Genomic DNA, 22,735 nt, shown 5'->3' on the forward strand with positions numbered 1-22,735 from the left:
GAGCGGGCAGGGAACCGGGGTCGACGGAATGGGGGAACCGTGATCGTCTGGTTGAACGGCGCCTACGGCGCGGGCAAGACCACCGCGGCCCGTGAACTGGTCGAGCTGCTTCCGGACAGCGTCCTCTTCGACCCCGAACTGGTCGGCGCCGGGCTGCGCGTGCTCCTGCCGCGCAAGCGCCTGGAGGAGGTGTCGGACTTCCAGGACCTGCCCGCCTGGCGGCGGCTCGTGGTGGACACGGCCGCCGCCCTCCACGCAGAGGTGGGCGGCACCCTGGTGACACCCATGACGCTGCTGCGGCAGGAGTACCGCGACGAGGTCTTCGGCGGGCTGGCGGCCCGCCGCATTCCCGTGCGGCATGTGCTGCTGGACGTTGACGAAACGATCCTCCGCGAGCGCGTCGCCCGGCGCGAGGAAGTACCGGGCGACGCCGGGGCGAGTGCCGCGGTGCGCCGCTGGTGCCTGGAGCGCCTTCCGGCGTACCGGCGGGCGCTGGCCTGGCTCCGGGCCGACGCGCACACCGTCGACACCACCTCCCTCACCCCCCGGCAGACCGCCGAGCGGGTGGCGGAGGCGATACGCGCCGGGAACGGCGCCTGCGACATCGTGCAGACCCCGGAACCGACCGCGGAGACCGTGGCGGCCGGGGTCCTCCTCTTCGACGAGGTGGACCGAGTGCTGCTGGTCGACCCGACCTACAAACCCGGCTGGGAGTTCCCCGGCGGTGTGGTCGAGCCCGGCGAACCGCCCGCCCGCGCCGGGGTGCGCGAGGTGGCCGAGGAACTGGGACTGCGGCTGGACACCGCGCTCCGCCTGCTCGTCATCGACTGGGAACCGCCCCGGCCGCCCGGCTACGGCGGTCTGCGGCTGCTCTTCGACGGCGGCCGGCTGACCACCACGGCCGCCCGTGACCTGCTGCTGCCCGGCGCGGAACTGCGCGGCTGGCGCTTCGTCACCGAGCAGGAGGCCGCCGGACTGCTGCCCCCGGTGCGGATGGACCGGCTGCGCTGGGCGCTGCGGGCGCGCGAGCGGGGCATCACGCTCAATCTGGAGGCGGGCACGCCGGTCGGCGCCTGACGGGCCGGCCCGCCAGGCGGCGGGGGAGGCGCCGGAAGGCGGGGAGGGCCGGAGAAGGCCGGGAAGGCCGGGGAAGGCCGGGAAGGCCGGGGAAAGGCGGAGCGGGCCGGGACCCGCGGTGCGCGCGGGCCCCGGCGCCGCCACCCGCCGACGGCCGGTCCGGTCAGCCGCGCCGGGCCTCGGCGTACTTCCGCAGGAACAGCGCCTCGACCACCGACAGCCGCCGCAGCTCGTCCGGGGAGACGCTCTCGTTGACGGCGTGTATCTGCGCCTCCGGCTCGCTCAGGCCGATCAGCAGGATCTCGGCCTCGGGGTAGAGCGTTCCCAGGGTGTTGCACAGCGGGATCGAGCCGCCCATGCCGGCGGTCTGCATCTCGGCGCCGTCGTACGCCTCGCGCATCGCCTCGGCCATCGCCGTGTACGCCGGGCTGGTGGTGTCCGCGCGGAACGGCTGGCCCTGGCCCACCTGCTCCACCTCCAGGCGCGCGCCCCAGGGGATGTGGGACTCCAGGTGGGCGGTGAGCAGCTTGGTAGCCTCGGCGGCGTCCGTGCCCGGCGGCACCCGCAGGCTGATCAGCGCCTGCGCGCTCGCCTGCACCGACGGGGTGGCGCCGACGACGGGCGGGCAGTCGATGCCGAGGACGGTGACGGCCGGACGGGCCCAGACGCGATCGGCGACGGTGCCCGAGCCGATCAGCTCCACTCCGTCGAGCACCTTGGCGTCCCTGCGGAAGTCCTCCTCCGGATACTGCAGGCCGTCCCAGGAGGCGTCCGCGGCCAGCCCGTCGACGGTCGTCGAGCCGTCCTCGGCGCGCAGCGAGTCCAGCATCCGGATGAGCGCGGCGAGCGCGTCCGGAGCGGCGCCGCCGAACTGCCCGGAGTGCAGGTTGCCCTCCAGGGTGTCCACCCGCACCTTCAGCATGGTCATCCCGCGCAGCGTCGCGGTGACGGTCGGCAGACCGGCGCGGAAGTTGCCGGAGTCCCCGATGACGATGCTGTCGGCGGCCAGCAGTTCCGGGTGCGCCTCGGCGTAGCGCTCCAGGCCGCCCATGCCCATCTCCTCGGAGCCCTCGGCGATCACCTTGACGTTCACCGGCACCCCGCCGTTGGCCTTCAGGGCGCGCAGCGCGAGCAGGTGCATGATGAAGCCGCCCTTGCAGTCGGCGGTGCCGCGCCCGTACCACCGCCCGTCGCGCTCGGTCAGCGTGAACGGCGGGGAGAGCCAGGCGTCCTCGTCCAGTGGCGGCTGCACGTCGTAGTGGGCGTAGAGCAGCACGGTGGGCGCGCCGGCCGGGCCAGGCAGGAAGCCGTAGACCGACTGCGTGCCGTCCGGCGTGTCCAGCAGCGCCACGTCGGTGAAGCCCTCGGCGCGCAGCGCGTCCGCCACCCATCCGGCCGCCGCGGCGCACTCCTCGGGCGGGAACTGCGCCGGGTCGGCCACCGACCTGAAGGCCACCAACTCGCCGAGTTCGGTGCGGGCCTGGGGCATCAGCGAGGCGACGGTGGCGGCCAGTGCGTCGTGCGCCATGGGGGAACGCTCCTTCGTGGTGCTGCGTTGTGTGCCTGTGGGCGGGATCACCGTACGTACAGGCGGATACGTGGTGCCGATACTCCCACAGGGGAGCCGGGCGGCCGCAGGTCCTAGGATGCGGCGGTAACCGGAAGCGGCCGAGCGGGAGCGGTAACACACGTGAGCAGGGAAAGCGTCGAGGGCGCCGAGGGTACGGAGCGGCGGGACCCGGTGTGGGACGTCGTGGTGGTCGGAGCGGGACCGGCCGGGGCCTCGGCGGCGTACGCCGCGGCCGTCACCGGACGCAGGGTCCTGCTCCTGGAGAAGGCGGAACTCCCCCGTTACAAGACCTGCGGCGGAGGCATCATCGGCCCCTCCAGGGACGCCCTGCCGCCGGGCTTCGAACTGCCCCTGCGCGACCGGGTGTACGCGGTGACCTTCTCGCTGGACGGCAGGTTCGCCCGCACCCGGCGCTCCCGGAACATGCTGTTCGGGCTGGTCAACCGGCCCGAGTTCGACCAGGCGCTGGTGGAGTCCGCGCAGAAGGCCGGCGCGGAGCTGTGGACGGGCGTCACCGTCACCCGCGTCGAGCAGCACGGCCCGGCCGTCCCCGACCGGCGCACCGTCGCCGTAGTCCTCGCCGACGGCCGCACCGTCCTGGCCCGCGCCGTGGTCGGCGCGGACGGCAGCGCCAGCCGGATAGGAGCCCATGTCGGGGTGAAGGTCGACCAGGTGGACCTGGGCCTGGAGGCCGAGATCCCGGTGCCGCCGTCGGTGGCCGAGGACTGGGCGGGCCGCGTCCTCATCGACTGGGGGCCATTGCCCGGCAGCTACGGCTGGGTGTTCCCCAAGGGCGACACGCTCACGGTCGGGGTGATCTCGGCCCGCGGCGAGGGCGCGGCCACCAAGCGCTATCTGGAGGACTTCATCGCCCGCCTCGGGCTGGCCGGCTTCGAGCCCGAGATCTCCTCGGGCCATCTCACCCGCTGCCGCTCGGCCGACTCCCCGCTCTCCCGGGGCCGGGTCCTGGTCTGCGGCGACGCCGCCGGGCTGCTGGAGCCCTGGACGCGCGAGGGCATCTCCTTCGCCCTGCGCTCCGGGCGGCTGGCGGGGGAGTGGGCCGTACGGGTCGCCGAGGCGCACGACGCGGTGGACGCCCGCCGCCAGGCCCTCAACTACGCCTTCGCCGTCAAGTCGGGACTGGGCGTGGAGATGGGCGTGGGAAGCCGGATGCACGCCGTCTTCGCCCGCCGCCCGAAGCTGCTGCACGCGGTGCTCACCGGCTTCCGGCCGGCCTGGAACGCCTTCGCGAGGATCACGCGGGGGACGACCACCCTCGGCGAACTCGTCCGCACCCACCCCCTGGCCCAGCGGGCCCTGGAGAGGCTGGACCGCTGAGTGCCGGGCGCCGCTCCCCGGCACCCCGGGCACCGGTTCATCCCTCCCGGGTGATCCGGAAGACGGGGTGCCGGTCGGCTATGGCCAGCAGCTCCCCGTCGCTCGAGGCCGGGCCGACGCCGTCGAAGAAGGCGCCGACCTCCCACTTCCACTTCCTCAGGTAGGCCCGCAGCACGGCCGGCTTCTCCTCGTCCGGCAGCTCCACGGCCGTGAACCGGTCCACGCGCCCGCCGATGCGCAGCTCCCCGCCGCCGGCCGCGCGCAGATTGCGCACCCACTGGGTGTGCCCGCGCGGCGCGACGAGGTACCGGGCGCCTTCGAACTCCAGGGGGTTGACGGGAGTGGTGCGCCACTCGCCGCTCTTGCGCCCCCGCACCGCCAGGGTCCGGGATCCGGCGGGGCCGACGCCCCGCCGGATCAGCCAGGCCACCAGCCTGTTGAGCACCTTGTCGGTGAGCGCGCCGGTCTTCCGGTAGTGCGGCGCGGGGCGCGGTGTGGTGCGGGACGTGGGCTGCGATCCGCTGTGCTGCCGTGCGGTCATGGTCCGCCTCCTGGGCGAGGGCTCCGGGCCGTGTGGGAAACCCCATGGAAGACCCATGGGGGAACGCCGTGCGGGACTGCCGAGACGAGAAAAGCGCTCCAAAGTGAGATCACCGCTCTCATCCGAGAACAGTGTTGCACGCCGTCCGCGTCCGCACAAGAGCACTGCTCTCCTTTCCGTGCGGCGCTTCCGGGGCTGGCAGACTGACCCCCATGAACGCGATCCGAGGAGCCAGGGAACGGGCCCGCGCCGAGATCACCGCCGCCATCAAGGAGGAGGCGCGCAGACAACTCGCCGAGGAGGGCGCCGCCCGGCTCTCCCTGCGCGCGGTCGCCCGTGAGCTGGGCATGGTCTCCTCCGCGCTCTACCGGTACTTCCCCAGCCGCGACGACCTGCTGACCGCGCTGATCATCGACGCCTACGACGCCATCGGCTCCACCGCCGAACGCGCCCTGGCCGCGGCGGACCGCGACGCGCCGGTCGCCCGCTGGCTGGCGGTCTGCCGGGCCGTACGGCGGTGGGCCCTGGCCCGTCCGCACGAGTACGCGCTGATCTACGGCTCGCCCGTGCCCGGCTACTCCGCGCCCCGGAGCACCGTCGCCCCCGCCTCGCGCGTCGCCCTCGCCCTGATGGTCGTCGTGCGCGACGCCCGTGCGGCCGGAGCCCTGCGCGAACCCGCCGGCGGCGCGTCCGCGCCGGCCGTCCCCGGGCCCGTCGCCGAGGACGCCGACCGGCTCATGGAGCGGCTCGGCCTCGACCTGCCCGCCCCCGTGGCCGCGGGGTTCATCGCGGCCTGGGCCCAGCTGTTCGGCCTGATCGGCTTCGAGGTGTTCGGCCAGTTCAACCAACTGGTCGACGCCCGCGAGGAGTTCTTCGACCTCGCCGTCACCCGGCTCGCCGCCGCCGTCGGACTGACCGGCTCCGAGGGGGGTTCCTAGCCGCGGGCGGCCGGAGCTCCCCGGCTCCGGGCCGCGCCGGAGTCAGGAGGCCAGCGCCGACTCCGGCAGCAGCGAGGGATCCTGGCGCATGATCCGCGCATGCAGCTCCCGCAGCGCCGGACCGGGCTCCGCCGCCATCTCCTCCGAGAGCCGCCGCCGCGCGTCCTCGTACGCCAGCAGCGCGTCCGAGGGGCGGCCACTGCGGTACAGCGCCAGCATCAGGAGGCCCACCAGCCGCTCGCGCAGCGGGTGTTCGGCCACCTGCCGCACCAGCTCGTGGACGCACTCGCGGTACAGGCCCAGTTCCAGGTCGCCCTCCAGCCGGGTCTCCAGCACCATCAGCCGCTTCTCCGCCCAGCGGCGCCGCTCACCGGCCAGGTACGGGCCGGCGAGCCCCTCGGCGAACTCGCCGCGCCACAGCTCCTCCGCCTCCCTCGCCAGCGCGCCCGCCCGGCGCAGATCGCCCGACTCGCGCGCGGACAGCGCCTCGCGCAACAGCGTCCGCCGCTCCGCCAGGTCGTCGATCCTGGCGTTCTCCAGCCGGTATCCGCTGCCGGTCCACACCAGTTCCGGGGACGAACCGCCCCCGCCCGCCGCCGCGAAGGCCCGGCGCAGGCCGGAGACGTACTTCTGCGCCAGGTTCCGTACGTGCGACGGCGGCTCGCCGCCCCAGACCGCGCTCACCAGCGCGTCGTACGCCATCGGCCGCCCCTCCTGGAGCAGCAGGACGGCGAGCACCGCCCGCTGCCGGGGCGGCCCCAGCGGCACCTCGGTCCCGTCGCGCAAGGCTCGCAGCGGACCGAGCAGTTCGAATCGCAGACCCTCAGCCATGTGCCCTCCCTCGCCGCTCTATGAGCGTACGTCCTGAACGGCGTTCCAGCGGATCTTCCCGCGGATGGCCGGTGGTCCGCGCCGCCGTGTACGGAACCGGACGCACGCGGAAGGGCGCCCCCGGGGCGGGTTCCGCCGCGCACGGGGGCCGGCGCGGGCGTACCCCGCGAGGAGCGCGCGAGCACCGCGCGGCCGACGCCGGCCCCGCCGGCCCGGGCCGTCCTCCGGCTCGCCGGCTCGTACGCCGGTCGCCCCCGCGGCACGGCCGTCGGCCCCCGTCGGCCCCCGGGCGCCGCATCCGGCCCGCACGGCCGCGGCGGGCGGCGACCGGGCCTCGTGCGACGGTGACCGGAGGCACCGGCCGTGTCCACGGCGGCCGTGGCACCGGGGGGCGTCGCGGCCCGTCCGCGGCGCTTGGCGCACCCCGCTTTGTTCGCGGGGGATACAAAGCCAGAATGGGACAGTGACCCCGACGCGTACAACAAGGCTGGAGAGAGGCCGCGGAGCCCTCGGCCCGGCGCTGGAACTCGTGCACACCGGACGCGCGCCCACCCGCGCGGTGCTCACCGCGGAACTCGGCGTGACGCGGGCGACCGCCGGAGCCGTGGCCGCCGAGCTGGAGGCGCTCGGGCTGATCACCGTCGACTCCCGGCCCGCCGTCGCCGCCGGTTCCCAGGGCCGTCCCTCCCACCGGCTGTCGGTCGATCCCGACGGCCCGGTGGTCCTCGCCGCCCAGGTGCACGCCGACGGCTTCCGCGCCGCGCTCGTCGGGCTCGGCGGCCGGATCGTCGCCACCGTGCCCGGCGCCGTGACCGTGGAGGCCGATCCGGCCCAGGTCCTCGGCGAGGTCGTCGGCGCCGGGGCGCGGCTGCTGCGCGAGACCGGGCGGCGCTGCCTGGGCGCGGGTCTGGCGGTGCCCTCCGCCGTCGCCGAGCCGGAGGGCACCGCCCTCAACCCGCTGCACCTGGCCTGGCCCCCGGGCGCGCCCGTGCGGGAGATCTTCACCCGGTGCCTGGCCGAGGCCGGCGTCACCGGCCCGTCCGGCGACGCGCCCGCGGCCGGCTTCGCCGCCAACGACGTCAACCTCGTCGCCCTGGCCGAGCACCGCCACGGCGCGGGACGCGGCGCCCGCGACCTGCTGTGCGTGGCCACCGGGCACCGCGGCGTCGGCGGCGCGCTCGTCCTCGACGGCCGTCTGCACACCGGGAGTTCGGGGCTGGCCCTGGAGGTCGGCCACCTGACCGTGGACCCGGGCGGCAGGTCCTGCCACTGCGGCGGACGGGGCTGCCTGGACGTCGAGACCGACCCGCTGGCCTTCCTGGAGGCCGCGGGCCGCGAGCCCGGCCCGGAGACCGGTCTGCTCAAGCGCGCCCTGGAACTGCTCCGCACGGAGTACGCCACCGACCCGGCCGTACGCGACGCCGCCCACCTGCTCATCGACCGGCTGGGCCTGGGCCTGGCCGGGCTGGTCAACATCCTCAACCCCGACCGGATCATCCTCGGGGGGCTGCACCGCGCCCTGCTGGAGGCGGACGCCGAGCGGCTGCGCGCCGTCATCGCGGACCGCAGTCTGTGGGGGCGCAGCGGCGGAGTGCCCGTGCTGGCCTGCGAACTGGACCACAGCAGCCTGGTCGGCGCCGCCGAGCTGGCCTGGCAGCCCGTCCTGGACGACCCGATGGTGACGGCGCGGGGCTGAGCCGCGCCCCGCGGGGCGGGCGGGGCGCCGGCCGTCGTACGCCGGCGCGGTCGGGGAACGGCCCCGCCGCGGCGCGGGCGCGCCTCAGACGCGCGGCAGCGGCTCCGGGGCGGGCAGCGGCCGCCGGTGCGGGGAAGCCCCCGCCGTACCCGCGCCCGCCGGGCCCGCTGCCGGAGCTGCCGTGTCCACTGTGTCCGCCGCGCCGTCGGCCGCCGCGCCGTCGGCCGGCGCGGCCGGGGCCGGTACCGGCAGGGTGATCCACGCGGTCTCGCCGGCGATGTCGCGCCGTGCCGGCCCGAGCCCGCCGCCGAGGGGCACTCCCAGGAGCTGGACGGGGGAGAGCTGCGGCACCTGGTCGCGCACGGAGATCGTCAGCCGGTCCAGGCGCAGCGCGATCTCCACGGTGCAGCGCCCGTCCGGGCCCACGTGCCGGTGGACTCCCGCCAGCAGTTCGGCGACGCCGTCGGCCGCCGGGGCGACGAGCGCGTCCAGTTTCCAGTAGCGCAGCTGGGCCGACACGATGCGGCGGACCTGACCGGCCCGGGAGGGCAGGGCCTGGAACTCCACCGTCCGCTGTCGGCCGGACGTGCTGTGGTGACTGATCACGACTGCGGCTCCCTGATGGCGGTTGAGGGTGTCCGGACGACGTGAGAGAGCGCGTCAAGCGAGCTGACGGTCGCTACGGCACAGACATCAGCGTGATTCAGGTAGCAAAAGGGTGCAACTCGGGCATTCTTCTCGAGTGGAAGCGCCGGAGGGCGCCGGGCGGACCACCCGCCGGAGGCGGCGGTCCGCGGTGCGCGGCCTCAGCCGTCGGCGGGAGCCGTGCGCCGCTCCACCGCGAGCCCGGACGCCCCGGACGAGCGGGCGCGGGCTCCGTGCAGCGCCGCCACCAGGCCGTCGCGCATCTGCCCCTTCAGGCGCAGCGCGTACCAGGTGCCGTTGACGGCCGCCAGGGCCCGGCCGCGGGCGGCGTACCACGGCTCGCTGATGCGGACCTGCTCCACCGGCGCGCTGTCGATCTCCCGGCCGTAGCTGGTCAGCAGCACCAGCCGGCCGTCGCGGACGACGACCTGCCCGGCCCGGGTGAGCGATCGCAGCCACCGCGCTATCCGCACTCCGGTGGCACTGAACTCGGGCTCCGCCACAGCGCAACGCCTCCCACCTCGTCACCGCCGGTCCGCCGTCACGGCCGGACCCTCACCGGCGCCACCCCCACCGGGTGCCCTGTCCTGCCAGAAGTCTGCACCCGTCCGGGCCGGGGCGCCAGGGTGTGCGCACCGCGCCACGCGCACTGCGGTACGCGCCGCACGGCGCGTGCGCCACCGGCGCGCGGCGGAGGGCGGCCGTGCCGCCGGTCGCCGCGCCGCACCCGGGTGCCCGTGCCCTCCGGCGCGGCCGGCCGTGGGCGCGCCACCGCCGGGCCTCAGCGCTCCGCGCCGCCTCCGCCCCCGTCGGCCACCACCAGGTCCAGCTCCGGCAGCAGTTCGCGGATCTCCGCGCGCGTCTCCTCCGGCATGCCGCCGTCGGTCACCAGCGTGTCCACCTCCTCCAGCGAGGCGAACGAACTCAGGCCCACCGTCCCCCACTTGGTGTGGTCGGCGACGACCACCACCCGCCGCGCGGAGCGCACCAGACGGCGGTTGGTCTCCGCCTCGGCCAGATTGGGCGTGGACAGCCCGGCCTCGGCGGATATCCCGTGCACCCCCAGGAACAGCACGTCGAAGTGGAGCGAGCCGATCGCCGCGTCCGCCACCGGCCCCACCAGCGAGTCCGACGGGGTGCGCACCCCGCCGGTGAGCACCACCGTCGCCGCCCCCGGCAGCCCGCCCCGCGAGCCGTCCGCGCGCTGCGCGGCGTGGAAGACGTCCGCGACCCGCACCGAGTTGGTCACCACCGTCAGGTCCGGCACGTCCAGCAGGTGCCGGGCCAGCGCGTACGTCGTCGTCCCGCCGGAGAGCGCGATCGCGCCGCCCGGGGCGGCCATCGCCGCCGCGGCCCGCGCGATGTCCTCCTTGGCGCCCGGCTCCAGCGACGACTTCGCCTCGAACCCCGGCTCGTGCGTGCTCGTCCCCGACACCGGAACCGCGCCGCCGTGCACCTTCTCCAGCACGCCCTGCCGCGCCAGCGCGTCCAGGTCCCGGCGCACCGTCATGTCCGAGACGTTGAGCCTGCGGGTCAGCTCGTTGACCCGCGCCCCGCCGCGGCGTCTGACCTCTTCCAGGATGAGCGCGCGCCGCTGCTCCGCCAGGAGGTTCTGGTTGTCGCCCACCTGCTGGTCCGTCCCTTCTCGTCCACCGGCGGCCGCACGCGCGCCCGTGCGCCCGTGCGCGCGGATAACGGGCATCTGTTCGGCCCCATCCTTCCACGGGGCCCCGGCGCCCCCCGAGGCGCGATCGTGACGCACCGGTACGCCGGTCGGGCTGCGCCCGGGGCCCCGGAACCACCATCCTGGATGCCGTCGCGGAGAACGCGGCGGACGACGGGGACACACGCAGATCGGGGGAGGGCAGCATGTCCGAGAACCGGCCGGGACCACCGGCGGGGCCGCGCCGTGATCCAGGGGAACCGGCACTGGAACTCCTGGTGCACGGCGTCGGCGGCACCACACCGCAGGAGATGCTCGGCGATCCGCGCACGGTGCGGATCACCGGCGACGACACCGCAGGCATCCACCGCCGCACCGACGACGCGGACGCCGAGGACCGCCTCGGGAGGTACTCCGGCGGACTGACCGCCGACCTGTCGGCCGACCCCGGTGCCGAACCGGCGGCCGACCGCGCCCGGCGGCGGCCGATCCCCGAGGCGTACTGCTGGTCCAACCTCACCTCCGGCAACAGCGCCCGCGCCCTGTGGCTGCTCCTGCTGCCGTTCATGGTCGCCAACCTCGCCCACTGGATGCGCCCCGCCGCCCCCGCCCGCCACCTCGGCCAGCGGATCTACGACGTCCTGGTGCGGCTGGTGGCGCTCTCCCTGACCGTGCTCCTCACCGCCGCCGCCTGCGAGGTCGCGCTCGACCTCGCGGCCTGGCAGTGCGCCGGCTCCGAGCGCTGCGCGCGCGGCAAGTCCTGGCTCGGGCCGCTCGCCGGGGGCTGGTGGTCGGCGCCCGGGCGCCGCCTGGTCCTGGCCGCGCTGGTGCCCACCGCCCTCACCGGACTGCTGTGGTGGCTGTCGCACCGCACCTGGAGCGCCTACGAGTCCGCCTCGCCGCCCCCGCGCCCGCCCGGCCCGGCCCGGCCGCTGCCCGGCGGCGAGCGGCCCGCGCTCTCCCTGCCGGGCTTCTGGTACGGCCGTCGCCTGGTCTCCCGGCTGCGCGCCGCCCACACCGCCGCCGGGCTGCTCACGGTGGCCACCGCCCTGCTGGCCGCCACCGTCGCCCACGACCGCCGGCCCGGCGGCGCCGCCGTACCGGAGGCCCTGGGCTGGGCGCTGTCCGCCGCCGTCGCGGCGGGCTGGGCGGCGACCGTGCTGGTCGCGGTCCGCAAGGGCCGCACCGAGTCCGAACCGGACGAGCGGATCGACCGGTGGGCCTCGAAGATCCTGCCGGGCGCCGCGCTCGGCGTGCTCGCGCTGACCGCCGTGTACGCGGCCTGGGAGCGCCCCGGCTGGTCCTCCTCCGCCCAACTGCCCGGCACCGGCGTGTTCGCCTGGCTCGCGCTCCTCCAGGGCGCGCTGACGGCCGCCATCGCCGCCACCGCGTACGTCCTGCACCGGGCGGCGCCGCCCGGCTCGTGCGCCGGGCGGTGCGCCATGGGCGGGATGGGCGGCGCCGCGGTCGCCTTACTGGCCTGCGCGCTCGGCGGGGTGCTCACCGGCGGCGTGGCCCAGCGCGTGGCGGACTGGCTGGACAAGGACGGCACCCCGGGCGTGGCCGGCGGCGCCATCGCCGGGCCGCCGGTGCTGCTGAGCTGGCAGGCCGCCGTGATCCCCGTCCTGCTGCTGGTCGTGGTGGCCTTCGCGCTGGGCGCCGCGGTGCGGGCGGAGCGGACGCGCCGGCGGCTCACCCCGCGGGTCGTCGACTCCTACGAGGGCGAGCGCCGCGAACTGGAGTCCCGCAGCCGCCAGATCGCCCGCGCGGTCGCCTGGGCCCGGCTGACCGACTCCGCGCCCGTGCTGATCGCCTCCGTCACCGTCACCACGGTGCTGCTGGGAGCCGGCGCCCTGGCGGGCGCGGCCCGCACCGGCCTGCCGCCGGGTCCGGCCGCGGCCTCCTGGCCCGGCCCGCTGCCCGCCCTGGCCGAGACGGTCCAGGCGCTCGGCTCCTGGCTGATGGGCGCGATGGTGGTGGTGCTGGTGGCGATGGGCCGCCGCGCCTACCGCGACGCCGCCGCCCGCCGCACCATCGGCATCCTGTGGGACGTGGGCACCTTCTGGCCGCGCGCCGCCCACCCCTTCGCCCCGCCCTGCTACGCCGAGCGCGCGGTGCCGGACCTGACGTGGCGGATGTGCACCTGGACCGCGCGGACCGGCGGCCGGCTGGTGATCTCCGGGCACTCCCAGGGCAGCGTGCTGGCCGCCGCCGCCGTCTGGCAGCTCGACCCGGACACCCGGGGACGGGTCGCGCTGCTCACCTACGGCTCCCCGCTGGAGCGGCTCTACGGACGCTGGTTCCCCGCCTGCTTCGGCCCCGGTCCGCTGCGCGCCCTGAGCGAGGAGGTGGACTGCTGGCGGAACCTGTGGCGGCTCACCGACCCGATCGGCGGCCCGGTGATGGTGGCGCAGGACGACGGTCCGGACGTGGACCGGGGCCCGCTGAAGGACCCGCTGCACTACGGCCGCACCCCCGAGCACCCGCTGCCCGCACCGGTCCTGGGCCACGGCGACTACCAGGCCGACCCCGCCTTCGACGCCGAACGCGCCCAGCTGCTGGACCGGCTGGACCGGCTGGCCGCCGGACGCGAGGCGCCCTGCGTACCGGCCCAGCCCGAGCGGGGCTAGCGCCGTGCCGGCTCCGGGCGGACTCCCCGCCCGGAGCCGCCGGTCGCGCCGCGACCGCCCGTGACCCGGGAAACCGGGGCCGGGGGGCCGGAACTAGTGCCGCGGACCCCGCGGCAGGTCCTCGGGGTGGAGCAGCGTCAGGGCGTCGGTGTCCGGGTCGTCGAGCTGGGCGACCCGGCCCGCGTGCCGCTCGACCATGGCCTCGAAGGTCTGCCGCGCGGTGCGGCCGTTGCCGAACGAGGGTCCCTTGGGAAGCTCCGTGAAGTACGCCAGCAGCGCCTCGGCCGTCCCCTCGGCGAGCTGGTACTCGTGCTCCTCCGCCTGCTGCCCGACGATCCGCAGCAGCTCCTCGGGCGTGTAGTCGCCGAAGGCGATGGTCCGCGAGAACCGGGAGGCCACACCGGGGTTGACGTCCAGGAAGCGCCTCATCTCCGCGGTGTAGCCGGCGACGATGACGACCACCTCGTCGCGGTGGTCCTCCATCAGCTTCACCAGGGTGTCGATCGCCTCCCGGCCGAAGTCCCGCCCGGAGTCCTCGGGGGAGAGGGCGTACGCCTCGTCGATGAACAGCACGCCGCCGCGCGCCCGGTCGAACGCCTCCTGGGTGCGGATCGCCGTCGAGCCGATGTGCTCGCCCACCAGGTCCACCCGGGAGACCTCGACCAGATGGCCGCGCTCCAGCACCCCGAGCGAGTGCAGGATCTCCCCGTAGAGCCGGGCGACCGTGGTCTTGCCGGTGCCGGGGGGACCGGTGAACACCAGGTGCCGGCGCACCGAGGCCGCCTTGAGGCCGGCCTCCCGGCGTCTGCGGCCCACCTCGATCATGTCGATGAGGGCCCGCACCTCCCGCTTGACGCTCTCCAGGCCCACCAGCGCGTCGAGTTCGCCCAGCACCTCCTTCGAGGGCCGTGCCGGCTTCTCCGGCTCCCCCGGCCCCCCGGGCGCCCCGCCGGGGGCGGGCGCGGCCGACTGCTGGGGTATGCCGCCGAGCAGGCCGGCGGTCTGGACGGCCGGGACCGCCGGAGGCCCGGGCTCGGGCGCGACGGGCGCGGCGCTCCGGTCGCTGGTGCAGTCCTCGGCGACGGGCACCCCGTCGGCGAACTCGTAGCCCCCGCGTGCGCACCGCTCGGTGCGGCAGCGGCGCAGCGTGGTGCGGCAGCCGTCGATCACGTGGAAGCCGTAGCCCTGGGAGCCGGTCACCCGGCACTCGGAGAAGGTGCCCCGGCCCTCGGCGGAGACGTAGAAGCCCGCCTCGGAGGGGCCGGTCACGGTGCAGCGCTCGATCTCCGGGTCGGCGCCCTTGGTGACGATCACCCCCGTCCCCGCGGCGTCGATCGTGCAGTTCGCCAGGGTGCCGCCGCTGCCGTGGTCGCGGAACCAGGCGCCGGTGGTGGCCTCCCGGATGCGGCAGTCGTCCAGCTGGACCGTCCCGCCGTCGCTCACCGACACCGCCGTGTTGCGCACCTGCGCCAGATCGCTGTCGAGGACGTCGGCCCGCGAGCCCCGGTCCAGTACGAACAGCGCGTCCGGCACGTCGTGCACCCGGCAGGAGTCCAGCAGGGCCGAGGCGCCGTCGCTCACCCACACCGCCGGGTAGTCGCCCGTGCTCTCCCGGATCTCGCACCCGTTGGCGTCCACGCGGGTGCCCGGGTCCCACACCGACAGCCCGTTGCGTCCGAAGCGGCGCACCGTGGAGCGGGTCAGCGTCAGCACCGAGCGCGAGCGCAGGTCGACCGCGTTCTCCGGGATGTCGTGGATCTCGCAGTCGGCGAGGGTGAGCACCGCGTCGGTGTCCAGGGTGACGCCGTCGGCGGAGGTGCGGTGCACCCGGCAGTCGGTGAGGTGCCCGGCCGCCCGGGAGGCCACCTGCACACCGGCGCCCTTGATCTCGTACACCTCGCAGCCCACGGCCTCCACCGCGCTGCCCTCACCGGACAGCGACAGACCGGCGCCCGAGGCGTGGTGGATCCGGCAGCGCTCCAGCCGGGGGTGTGCGCCGTCGTGCACCGCGATGCCGGACTGCCCGGCCGCGACCACCTCGCACTCCTCGAACAGCCCGCCCGCGCCGCCGCTCACGCTGATGCCCAGCCCGGCCGGGTTGTCCACGGTGCAGCGGCGCAGGGTCGGCCGGGCTCCCGACCGCACCTCGATCCCGGACGCCGACCGCGTCATCACCCGCAGCCCGGACAGCTCGGCGACGCAGTCCTCGATCAGCAGCGCGGGCGCCGCCGCGTCCTGCCCCTCGATCTGGAGGTCGCGCACGACCGCCGTGGCGCGCACGGTCAGCGCCACCCCGTCGGTGGGGGCGATGCGCACCGAACCGGCGTCCGCGCGCTCGGGACCGCGCAGGGTGACGGCGCGCTCGATCACCAGGTTCTCGCGGTAGGTGCCGGGGGACACGGTCAGCACGTCCCCGTCACCGGCGGCGGAGAGGGCGGCGGAGAGGGTGGCGTAGTCTCCCGTGCGGCGCCGCCACCGCGACGAGCTGGTGTGCGTCACCTGGACCAAGCCCTGTGCCATGGACCGCCTTGCCCCAAACCTCGTGCGAACGTCGATCGCGCTGTCGCGCGCATCCGGATGCACCACCGTAGCGTGTGCCGGACCGATGGGATGACCGGTCCGCCCGCCGGGGCCGGTACGGGTCCGGCGCGCGTCCGCCCCGCCGGGTCCACGTCCGTCCGGCCGTCCGGCACGCCCCCGTTCACCCGCCCGGGGCGCGCGGGTGGGCGGGTGAACGGGTGAACGAAAAGGGGCGCGGACCGCGGCCCCGGGGAGGCCCGCGCAACCGCCGGCGGCCCCGCGGCGAGGGGGAGGCGGCGCGGAGGCCCCGGAGGCCCCGGGGCCGGCCCGGCGCCCTCCGGGAGCGGCAGGGGTCTGATCCGCCCGCCGCGGGGGACTGTGGTCCTCACACACCCGCACCCGCCGCGGCCCGCGGGCCGCCTCCCCCGGAGACGTGAGGACAGTGAACCGCTCCACCCAGCCCCCCGTCGTGGTCGGCGTCGACGGCTCGGACCACTCCCTGCGCGCCCTGGACCGGGCCGTGGAGGAGGCCGTCCTGCGGGGCGCGCCGCTGGAGGTCCTGTGCGGCGCGCCCGCCCACCGGATCGCCGTGTCCGAGGGCGCCGCCGACGGGGCCGGCGAGGAGCACCGGCGGGCACTGCGGCGGCAGTCCCGGCTCATCGCCGAGTCGGCCGCCGAACGGGCCCGGGAGAGCGCCCCCGGACTGGAGGTCGAGCCGGCCGCGACCGACGAGACCGCCGTCACCGCGCTGCTGCGCGCCGGGCGCCGGGCCGCGCTGACCGTGGTCGGCACCCGCGGGCACGGCGGGTTCACCGGGCTGCTGCTGGGCTCGGTGAGCCTGCGGACGGCCGCGCGCATCGAGGGGCCGCTGATGGTCGTGCGCGGCGACAACGAACGCCCCCGCCACACCGTGGTCGTCGGCGTGGAGCACCCGGCGGACACCGGCGCGGCGCGCTACGGCTTCGAGGAGGCCGAGCGGCGGGCGGCGGCGCTGCTCGTCCTGCACGCGTGGGAGCTGCCCGTCTACCCCGGCGTCATGGTGCCCCCGCCGACCCGGGTGCTGGAGGAGATCGCCGAGGAGCAGGCCCGCTACGAGGAGAGCGTTCCCCTGGAGGCCGTCACCGGACTGCGCGAGGCCCACCCGAACGTCGACGCCCGGGTGGAGACGGTGTACGCCGGCCCCGGCCACGCGCTGGTCGAGGCCAGCGCGTCCGCCGACCTGGTCGTCCTGGCGGCCCACCGCCGCCACCGCCGCTTCGGCGCGCACCTGGGCCCGGTCACCCACGCGGTGCTGCACCACGCCCACTGCCCGGTGGTGCTCGTCCCCACCGCCTGAGCTCCCGCTGCCCGACCGCTTCCGCCGCCTGACCGCTTCCGCCGACCGGCTCCGCCCGTCCGGCCGGACCCGTCAGCCCGGCCAGTGCCAGTCGGCGACCTCGGGCAGGTCGGTGCCGTGCTCGCGGATCCAGTCGTGGTGCCGGTCGCGCACCTCCCGCATCGACCGGCGCAGCCCCGCCGCCCGGGCCGCGAGCCCCGGCACCCGGTCGATCACGTCCATGACCAGCCGGTAGCGATCCAGGTCGTTGCGGACCACCATGTCGAACGGGGTGGTGGTCGCCCCGCTCTCCCGGTAGCCGCGCACGTGCAGCCGGTCGTGGAGGCCGGCGCGGTGGGCGATCCGGTGGATCAGCCACGGGTAGCCGTGGTAGGCGAAGACCACCGGCCGGTCGCGGGTGAGGAGCGCGTCGAACTCCGCGTCCGGCAGCCCGTGCGGGTGCCGCGATTCCGGCATCAGCCGGGCGATGTCCACGACGTTCACCACGCGCACCGCCAGCTCCGGCAGGTGCTCGCGCAGCAGCGCGGCCGCGGCCAGCGTCTCCTGGGTGGGCACGTCCCCGGCGCAGGCCAGCACCACGTCCGGCTCCCGTCCGGGCCGCTCGGTCCCGGCCCACTCCCAGACGCCGGCGCCGCGCTCGCAGTGGTCGCGGGCCTCCCGCGGGCCGAGCCAGTCGAAGCACGGCTGCTTGCCCGCGACGACCACGTTCACCGTGTCCGTCGTGCGCAGCACGTGGTCGGCGACGCACAGCAGGGTGTTGGCGTCCGGCGGGAAGTAGGCGCGCACCACCTCGGGGCTCTTGGTGAGGACGTGGTCGACGAAGCCGGGGTCCTGGTGGGAGAAGCCGTTGTGGTCCTGGCGCCAGACGTGCGAGGTCAGCAGGTAGTTCAGGCTCGGGACCGGGGCCCGCCACGGCACCTCGCGGGCGCTCTGCAGCCACTTGGCGTGCTGGGTGACCATGCTCGCCACGACGGTGGAGAACCCCTCGTAGGAGCTGAAGACCCCGTGCCGCCCGGTGAGGGTGTAGCCCTCCAGCCAGCCCTGGCACAGGTGTTCGGAGAGCACCTCCACCACCCGGCCGTGCGGGCCGAGGCCGCGGTCCGTCTCCAGGGAGGCGCCCTGCCAGGCGCGGGGCGTGGCGTCGAGGACGTCCTGGAGGTGGTTGGACTCGGCCTCGTCCGGGGCCGTCAGCCGGAAGTCGCGCCGCTCGGCGGTGTCCTCGAAGACCTGCCGCAGCATCCCGCCCAGCGCCCGGGTCGGCTCGTGGACGGAGGAGCCGGGCTTGTCCACCGGCACCGCGAAGGCCTCCGGACCGGGCAGGGGCAGGGGCCGCCGCAGCCGGCCGCCGTCGGCGTGCGCGGAGGCCCCCAGCCGCCGCTCCCCGCGCGGCACGTGCGCCAGCACGTGGGGGAGGGGACGGCCGGAGTCGTCGAACAGCTCACCGGGCCGGTACGAGCGCAGCCACCGCTCCAGCACGCGCAGGCCGCCGGGGTCCTCGCGCACGCCCTTCACCGGGATCTGGTGGGAGCGCCAGGTGTCCTCCACCGGGTCGCCGTCCACCTCCCGCGGGCCGGTCCAGCCCTTGGGGGTGCGCAGCACGACCACCGGCCAGCGGGGCCGTCCGCCCGCCCCCTCCCGGCGGGCCGCCCGCTGGATCGCGGCGATCCGGTCCAGCGCCGTGTCCAGGGCGGCGGCCAGGGCGCGGTGCGCCACGGCGGGCGGCGTGCCGGGGCCGGCCGTCACGTACAGCGGCTCGTGACCGTAGCCGCGCAGCAGGGCGTCCAGCTCCTCCTCGGGGACGCGGGAGAGCACGGTGGGGTTGGCGATCTTGTAGCCGTTGAGGTGCAGGACGGGGAGCACCGCGCCGTCGTGCACCGGGTCCAGGAACTTGTTCGAGTGCCAGGAGGCGGCCAGCGGTCCCGTCTCGGCCTCGCCGTCCCCGACGACGCAGACGGTCAGCAGGTCCGGGTTGTCGAAGGCGGCGCCGTAGGCGTGCGACAGGGAGTGGCCCAGCTCCCCGCCCTCCTGGATCGACCCGGGCACCACCGGGGAGGTGTGGCTGGGCAGCCCGCCGGGGAAGGAGAACCGCCCGAACAGCCGTGCCATCCCCGCCTCGTCGCGTCCCATGTCGGGCCAGAACTCCCCGAGGGTGCCCTCCAGCCAGCTCCCCGCCAGCACCGCGGGGGCGCCGTGGCCCGGCCCCCACACGCACAGCACGTCCAGGTCGCGCTCGTTGATCACCCGGTTCAGATGGGTGTAGACCAGACCCAGCCCCGGGCAGGTGCCCCAGTGACCCAGCAGCCGGGGTTTGACGTGCTCCGGCCGCAGTTCCCCGCGCAGCAGCGGGTCGTCCCGGAGGTAGAGCTGGCCCGCGGCCAGGTAGTTCAGGGCGCGCCAGTGCGCGTCCAGCTCGGCGCACTGGCGGTCGGTGAGCGGGGGGTGCGTCTGCATGGGCCCTCCATTCGTGGCTCCGGTCGGCGTCCGTCGGGTGTTCTCCGGTCGTGCTCCGGTCGTTCTCCGGTCGTTCTCCGGAGCCCTCGCGGTTGCGAGGTCCGGGGCGTGCGGCGCCCCGGCCCGTGTCCCCCTCGGGACGGCCGGCCACACCCGTACGCGCCGCCCGGACGGGGATCGCGCACCGTGGTGCGCGCCCCGCACGACACTCCGCGCTCGCCATCCGGTTGCCGGGGCGGCACCCCCGGCAGCACGATGGCGGGCGTGCTCAATCAATGGCTGGCGCTGGAGGCGGGTGCGGACCCGGCCGAACGAGCCGGAGCGGTGCGCCGCGCCCACGAGGCATTCCTGGCCGAGGGGGCGATCGGGGCGCCCGTGCGCCATCTGATAGCCGACTCCTGGCGGCGTTCGGCCAGGGCGTCGGTCGGACCGGACCACACGCCCCCCGTCGAACTCGCCGGCGGCGATCTCGCGGCCCACCGCCGCGAGCACCCCCTGGCCCGGGTCATGCCGCTGTTCCGGGAACTGCTGGGTGCCATCGCCGAGGACGGCGCCCATCTGCTGTCGGTGTGCGACGAACACGGCCGGATGCTCTGGGTCGAGGGCCACACCCAGACCAGACGGCGCGCCGAGCGGATGAACTTCGTCCCCGGCGCCCGCTGGACCGAGCCCCACGCCGGCACCAACGCGCCCGGCACCGCCCTCGCCGTCGGTCACCCCGTCCAGATCTTCTCCGCCGAGCACTACTGCCGCCCCGTCCAGCCCTGGACCTGCGCCGCGGCCCCCGTCCACGACCCGCGCACCCGCCGGGTGCTGGGCGCCGTGGACATCTCCGGCGGCGACCACCTCGCCTCCCCGCACAGCCTCGCCCTCGTCCAGGCCACCGCCCGCGCGGCCGAGGCGCAGCTCGCCTCCCTCCTGCCGGCCGCCGCCCCGCCCCGCCTCCTGGAGGCCCTGGGACGCGACGAGGCCCTGTTCCACACCGGCCGGGCCGGGCCGCCGGTACGGCTGGGGCGGCGGCACAGCGAGATCGTGCTGCTGCTCGCCGCCCACCCCGACGGACTGCCCGGCAACCGGCTCGCCCTGGAGCTCTACGGCGAGCGCGACGTCAGCCCCGTCACCCTGCGCGCCGAACTGTCGCGGCTGCGCGGGATGTTGGGGCCGCTGCTGGCCTCCCGCCCGTACCGCCTGACCGGCCGGGTGCGCACCGACCACGACACGGTCGCCGACGCCCTGGACGCGGACGACCTGCCCACCGCGCTGGCCGCCTACCGCGGTCCGCTGCTGCCGCTGTCCGAGGCCCCCGGTGTCGTACGGCTGCGGCGGCTGCTGGAGGACCGGCTGCGGCAGGCCCTGCCCGCCCGCCGGGACCCGGCGCTGCTGGACACCTGGGTGCGCACCCCCTGGGGCGAGGACGACCTCCAGGCCTGGGAGGCGCTGGTCGGCACGCTGCCCCCGGAGGCCAGGGCGGTGCCCGGCGCCCGGCTGCGGGCCCTGCGCGACGCCTACGGGCTCGGCCCGCGCACCTCCGGCGGCCCGCTCCGCCCGGGCGCAACGTTCCCGCAACCTCCCGTCCCCTAGCGTGGCGGTGCGCCTCCGCCGTTCGGCCGCCCACGGGCGGACCGGCGCGGTGGAGCCCCCGTGTCCCATTCCGCGGGGACGCCTTCGGAAGGACTCCCGGCCGCCCGGCGGTGCCCGGGCCTCGCCCGGGCCGGTCACCCCCGTGGCCGCCGGTGCCGGGAGGGACCGCTCCCGCGGGCGGTGCGCAGCCGGGAGCGGGGCGTGGAGCGGCGCTCCCTCCCGGACGGTCCGGGTGGCACGGCGGGGCCGCACGACCTGCTTGACGGCGAGCAGGACGAACGGCGTCCGGTCGGGGTCCGACGTGTGCGGAACCCCCACCGCGCCCCGCCGTGCCATCTTCCGCGTCCGTCGCCGCGTGCCCCGGCCCCGCCCGCACGGGACGGCCCGCTCCGAGCGGTCAGGGGACGCCGGGCGTCCTCGTCGATCCGGGCGTCAATCCGGGCGTCAATCCGACATCAACCCGACATCAATCCGGCGTCACTCCAGGACCTCGAAGCGGTCGCCCGTGCGCAGGGTGCCGGTGTTCTCCGGGACCAGGTTCTGCCCGAACACCAGCCGGTCGCCGAAGCGGCGGTGCCTGGCCAGGGTGCGCAGCGGCTCCTTGCCCCGCTCCGCCGTGGCCTGGTCGGTGGTGGTCACCACGCAGCGGCCGCAGGGCTTGGCCACCCGGAAGGTCACCGCGCCGATCCGGACCCGGCGCCAGCCGTCCTCCGACCAGGGCGGCGTGCCCTCGACGACCACGTTGGGCCGGAAGCGGTCCATCGGCAGGGGGCCCTCGTCCGGATGGTCGCCCTGCTCTATCAGCAGGTTGAGGGCGTCCAGCGACGACACCGTGGTGAGCAGCACCGGGAAGGCGTCGGCGAAGCTCACCGTCTCGCCGGGGAGGCCGTGGGAGGAGGTGATCGGACGCCGGCGCTCGGGCGCGTCCATGTGGACCAGCCGCGCGTCGGTCCCCAGGTACTCCGTCAGCCAGTCGTGCGCCTCGTCGCAGGCGGGCACCGCCTCGACCTTGGCGCGCCACACCTCGACCACGGCCGGGCCCGCGGCCGGATCCGGCACCTCGACGGTCAGCGCGCGCATCCCGGGAGCGGAAAGCCGCAGGCCGCCGCCGGGCAGCGGCTCGGCGGCGGCCAGCGCCAGGCGCGGGTGCCCGCGCTGGGTGAGCGGTGCGCCGTCAGGACCGACCGCCATCCAGCGCCGGTCCCCGGACAGTCCCCATGGCTCCACGACGGCACGGGCGGTGCCGACACCCGCGAGCGATTTCACCGGGTAGAGGTTGAGCGCGGCCAGCGTGGACGTGGTCATGCGTCCATCCTGCCACCCGGGTCCGACAGTTGGCGGTCAGTAACCACGCCCCTGGTACGAGTGGCCGTACGGCTCCTCGTACGAACCGGGGTAGGGGCTCTGGGCGGGCGTCGGAACCTGCCGCGGCGGCACCGGGCGCATCTGCTGCGGCTGCGGCTGCGGGTAGCCGTACCCGCCGCGCGGCGCGGTGGCCTGCTGCGGGATGTAGGGCGCGGGCGCCTGCTGCAGCGGTGCGGGCTGCTGCACGGGCGCGTGCTGCTGGTAGGCCGGAGCCGGGTAACCCCGCGGCGGCGCCGGCTGCGGCTGGTAGGAGGGTCCGGAGGGCAGCGCGGGCAGCGCGGACGGGAGGGCGGGCAGGTGGTCCGAGGTCTCGTACGGCGACGCCGGAACACGGATGGGCGCGATCTGAGGGGTACCCCGCTCGGCGACCAGGCTGTCGTAGATCGGGGTGTCAGCGAAGGACGGCGCGCTGTAGTAGCCACCGCCGTAGGTGCTGCGGGGGGACGTCATACTCATAAGTTAAGCCCACGATGTGCCGGTTGGGGAGAGCGATATGAAGGTCATTTGACGGGTTCTCCGCGGTCATCGGCCGCGGCTGTGGCCAAAGGTGAGC

General features: G+C 76.0%; 17 protein-coding genes. 7 read left to right on the top strand and 10 right to left on the bottom strand.

Going from position 1 to position 22,735, the window contains the following annotated elements; all coding sequences use genetic code 11:
* Positions 1–39: 39 nt before the first annotated feature.
* Positions 40–1,077, top strand: a complete 1,038-nt coding sequence (locus QC029_RS01985; protein ID WP_279553528.1) for an NUDIX domain-containing protein — start codon at positions 40–42, stop codon at positions 1,075–1,077.
* 163 nt (positions 1,078–1,240) lie between these two features.
* Here the strand turns inward: QC029_RS01985 and QC029_RS01990 are convergent, their stop codons facing one another.
* Positions 1,241–2,605 carry a dipeptidase gene (locus QC029_RS01990; protein WP_279553529.1) on the bottom strand — a complete coding sequence of 455 codons (1,365 nt, stop codon included), beginning with the start codon at positions 2,603–2,605 and terminating at the stop codon, positions 1,241–1,243.
* 213 nt (positions 2,606–2,818) lie between these two features.
* Between QC029_RS01990 and QC029_RS01995 the strand changes: the two genes are divergently transcribed.
* Positions 2,819–3,985, top strand: coding sequence for a geranylgeranyl reductase family protein (locus tag QC029_RS01995; RefSeq protein WP_279553561.1), 1,167 nt, complete (start codon positions 2,819–2,821; stop codon positions 3,983–3,985).
* A 37-nt stretch (positions 3,986–4,022) separates the two neighbouring features.
* Here QC029_RS01995 and QC029_RS02000 read toward each other — a convergent pair whose 3' ends face one another.
* Positions 4,023–4,526, bottom strand: a complete 504-nt coding sequence (locus QC029_RS02000) for a nitroreductase family deazaflavin-dependent oxidoreductase (RefSeq protein WP_279553530.1) — start codon at positions 4,524–4,526, stop codon at positions 4,023–4,025.
* A gap of 212 nt (positions 4,527–4,738) precedes the next feature.
* Between QC029_RS02000 and QC029_RS02005 the strand changes: the two genes are divergently transcribed.
* Positions 4,739–5,464, top strand: coding sequence for a TetR/AcrR family transcriptional regulator (locus QC029_RS02005; RefSeq protein ID WP_279553531.1), 726 nt, complete (start codon positions 4,739–4,741; stop codon positions 5,462–5,464).
* Positions 5,465–5,506: 42 nt separating this feature from the next.
* Here the strand turns inward: QC029_RS02005 and QC029_RS02010 are convergent, their stop codons facing one another.
* Positions 5,507–6,295 carry an AfsR/SARP family transcriptional regulator gene (locus QC029_RS02010; RefSeq protein WP_279553532.1) on the bottom strand — a complete coding sequence of 263 codons (789 nt, stop codon included), beginning with the start codon at positions 6,293–6,295 and terminating at the stop codon, positions 5,507–5,509.
* 463 nt (positions 6,296–6,758) lie between these two features.
* On the opposite strand from QC029_RS02010, the gene QC029_RS02015 reads away from it, so the two are divergent.
* On the top strand, positions 6,759–7,991 hold the full coding sequence (locus QC029_RS02015) for an ROK family protein (RefSeq protein ID WP_279553533.1): 1,233 nt from the start codon (positions 6,759–6,761) through the stop codon (positions 7,989–7,991).
* A gap of 84 nt (positions 7,992–8,075) precedes the next feature.
* Here the strand turns inward: QC029_RS02015 and QC029_RS02020 are convergent, their stop codons facing one another.
* The 3 genes from QC029_RS02020 to QC029_RS02030 all read right to left on the bottom strand — a co-directional run bounded on the left by QC029_RS02020 (position 8,076) and on the right by QC029_RS02030 (position 10,263).
* Entirely contained in the window at positions 8,076–8,597 is a 522-nt protein-coding gene (locus QC029_RS02020) for an ATP-binding protein (RefSeq protein ID WP_279553534.1), read from the bottom strand.
* Between the two features lie 200 nt (positions 8,598–8,797).
* A complete protein-coding gene (locus QC029_RS02025; RefSeq protein WP_279553535.1) occupies positions 8,798–9,139 on the bottom strand; it encodes a hypothetical protein in 342 nt (113 codons plus the stop codon).
* 278 nt (positions 9,140–9,417) lie between these two features.
* A complete protein-coding gene (locus tag QC029_RS02030) occupies positions 9,418–10,263 on the bottom strand; it encodes a DeoR/GlpR family DNA-binding transcription regulator (protein ID WP_279553562.1) in 846 nt (281 codons plus the stop codon).
* Positions 10,264–10,505: 242 nt separating this feature from the next.
* On the opposite strand from QC029_RS02030, the gene QC029_RS02035 reads away from it, so the two are divergent.
* Positions 10,506–12,929, top strand: a complete 2,424-nt coding sequence (locus tag QC029_RS02035) for a hypothetical protein (protein ID WP_279553536.1) — start codon at positions 10,506–10,508, stop codon at positions 12,927–12,929.
* A 93-nt stretch (positions 12,930–13,022) separates the two neighbouring features.
* Here the strand turns inward: QC029_RS02035 and QC029_RS02040 are convergent, their stop codons facing one another.
* Positions 13,023–15,449: a right-handed parallel beta-helix repeat-containing protein gene (locus QC029_RS02040; RefSeq protein ID WP_279553537.1), complete on the bottom strand. Its 2,427-nt coding sequence runs from the start codon at positions 15,447–15,449 to the stop codon at positions 13,023–13,025.
* Between the two features lie 433 nt (positions 15,450–15,882).
* On the opposite strand from QC029_RS02040, the gene QC029_RS02045 reads away from it, so the two are divergent.
* Entirely contained in the window at positions 15,883–16,785 is a 903-nt protein-coding gene (locus QC029_RS02045; RefSeq protein WP_279553538.1) for a universal stress protein, read from the top strand.
* 72 nt (positions 16,786–16,857) lie between these two features.
* Here QC029_RS02045 and QC029_RS02050 read toward each other — a convergent pair whose 3' ends face one another.
* Positions 16,858–19,236 (bottom strand): phosphoketolase, encoded by a 2,379-nt coding sequence (locus QC029_RS02050; RefSeq protein WP_279553539.1) that lies wholly within the window; start codon positions 19,234–19,236, stop codon positions 16,858–16,860.
* Positions 19,237–19,500: 264 nt separating this feature from the next.
* On the opposite strand from QC029_RS02050, the gene QC029_RS02055 reads away from it, so the two are divergent.
* The gene (locus QC029_RS02055; RefSeq protein WP_279553540.1) at positions 19,501–20,817 is read left to right on the top strand and encodes a helix-turn-helix domain-containing protein; all 1,317 of its coding nucleotides are present in this window, start codon (positions 19,501–19,503) and stop codon (positions 20,815–20,817) included.
* A 477-nt stretch (positions 20,818–21,294) separates the two neighbouring features.
* Here the strand turns inward: QC029_RS02055 and QC029_RS02060 are convergent, their stop codons facing one another.
* Together QC029_RS02060 and QC029_RS02065 are read right to left on the bottom strand one after the other, a co-directional pair.
* Complete coding sequence (locus QC029_RS02060; RefSeq protein ID WP_279553541.1) at positions 21,295–22,122, bottom strand: MOSC domain-containing protein; 828 nt, start codon at positions 22,120–22,122, stop codon at positions 21,295–21,297.
* Positions 22,123–22,158: 36 nt separating this feature from the next.
* Positions 22,159–22,632 carry a DUF6643 family protein gene (locus tag QC029_RS02065; RefSeq protein ID WP_279553542.1) on the bottom strand — a complete coding sequence of 158 codons (474 nt, stop codon included), beginning with the start codon at positions 22,630–22,632 and terminating at the stop codon, positions 22,159–22,161.
* Positions 22,633–22,735: the final 103 nt, after the last annotated feature.

Source organism: Streptomyces sp. DH37, from assembly GCF_029813835.1.
Classification (GTDB): domain Bacteria; phylum Actinomycetota; class Actinomycetes; order Streptomycetales; family Streptomycetaceae; genus Streptomyces.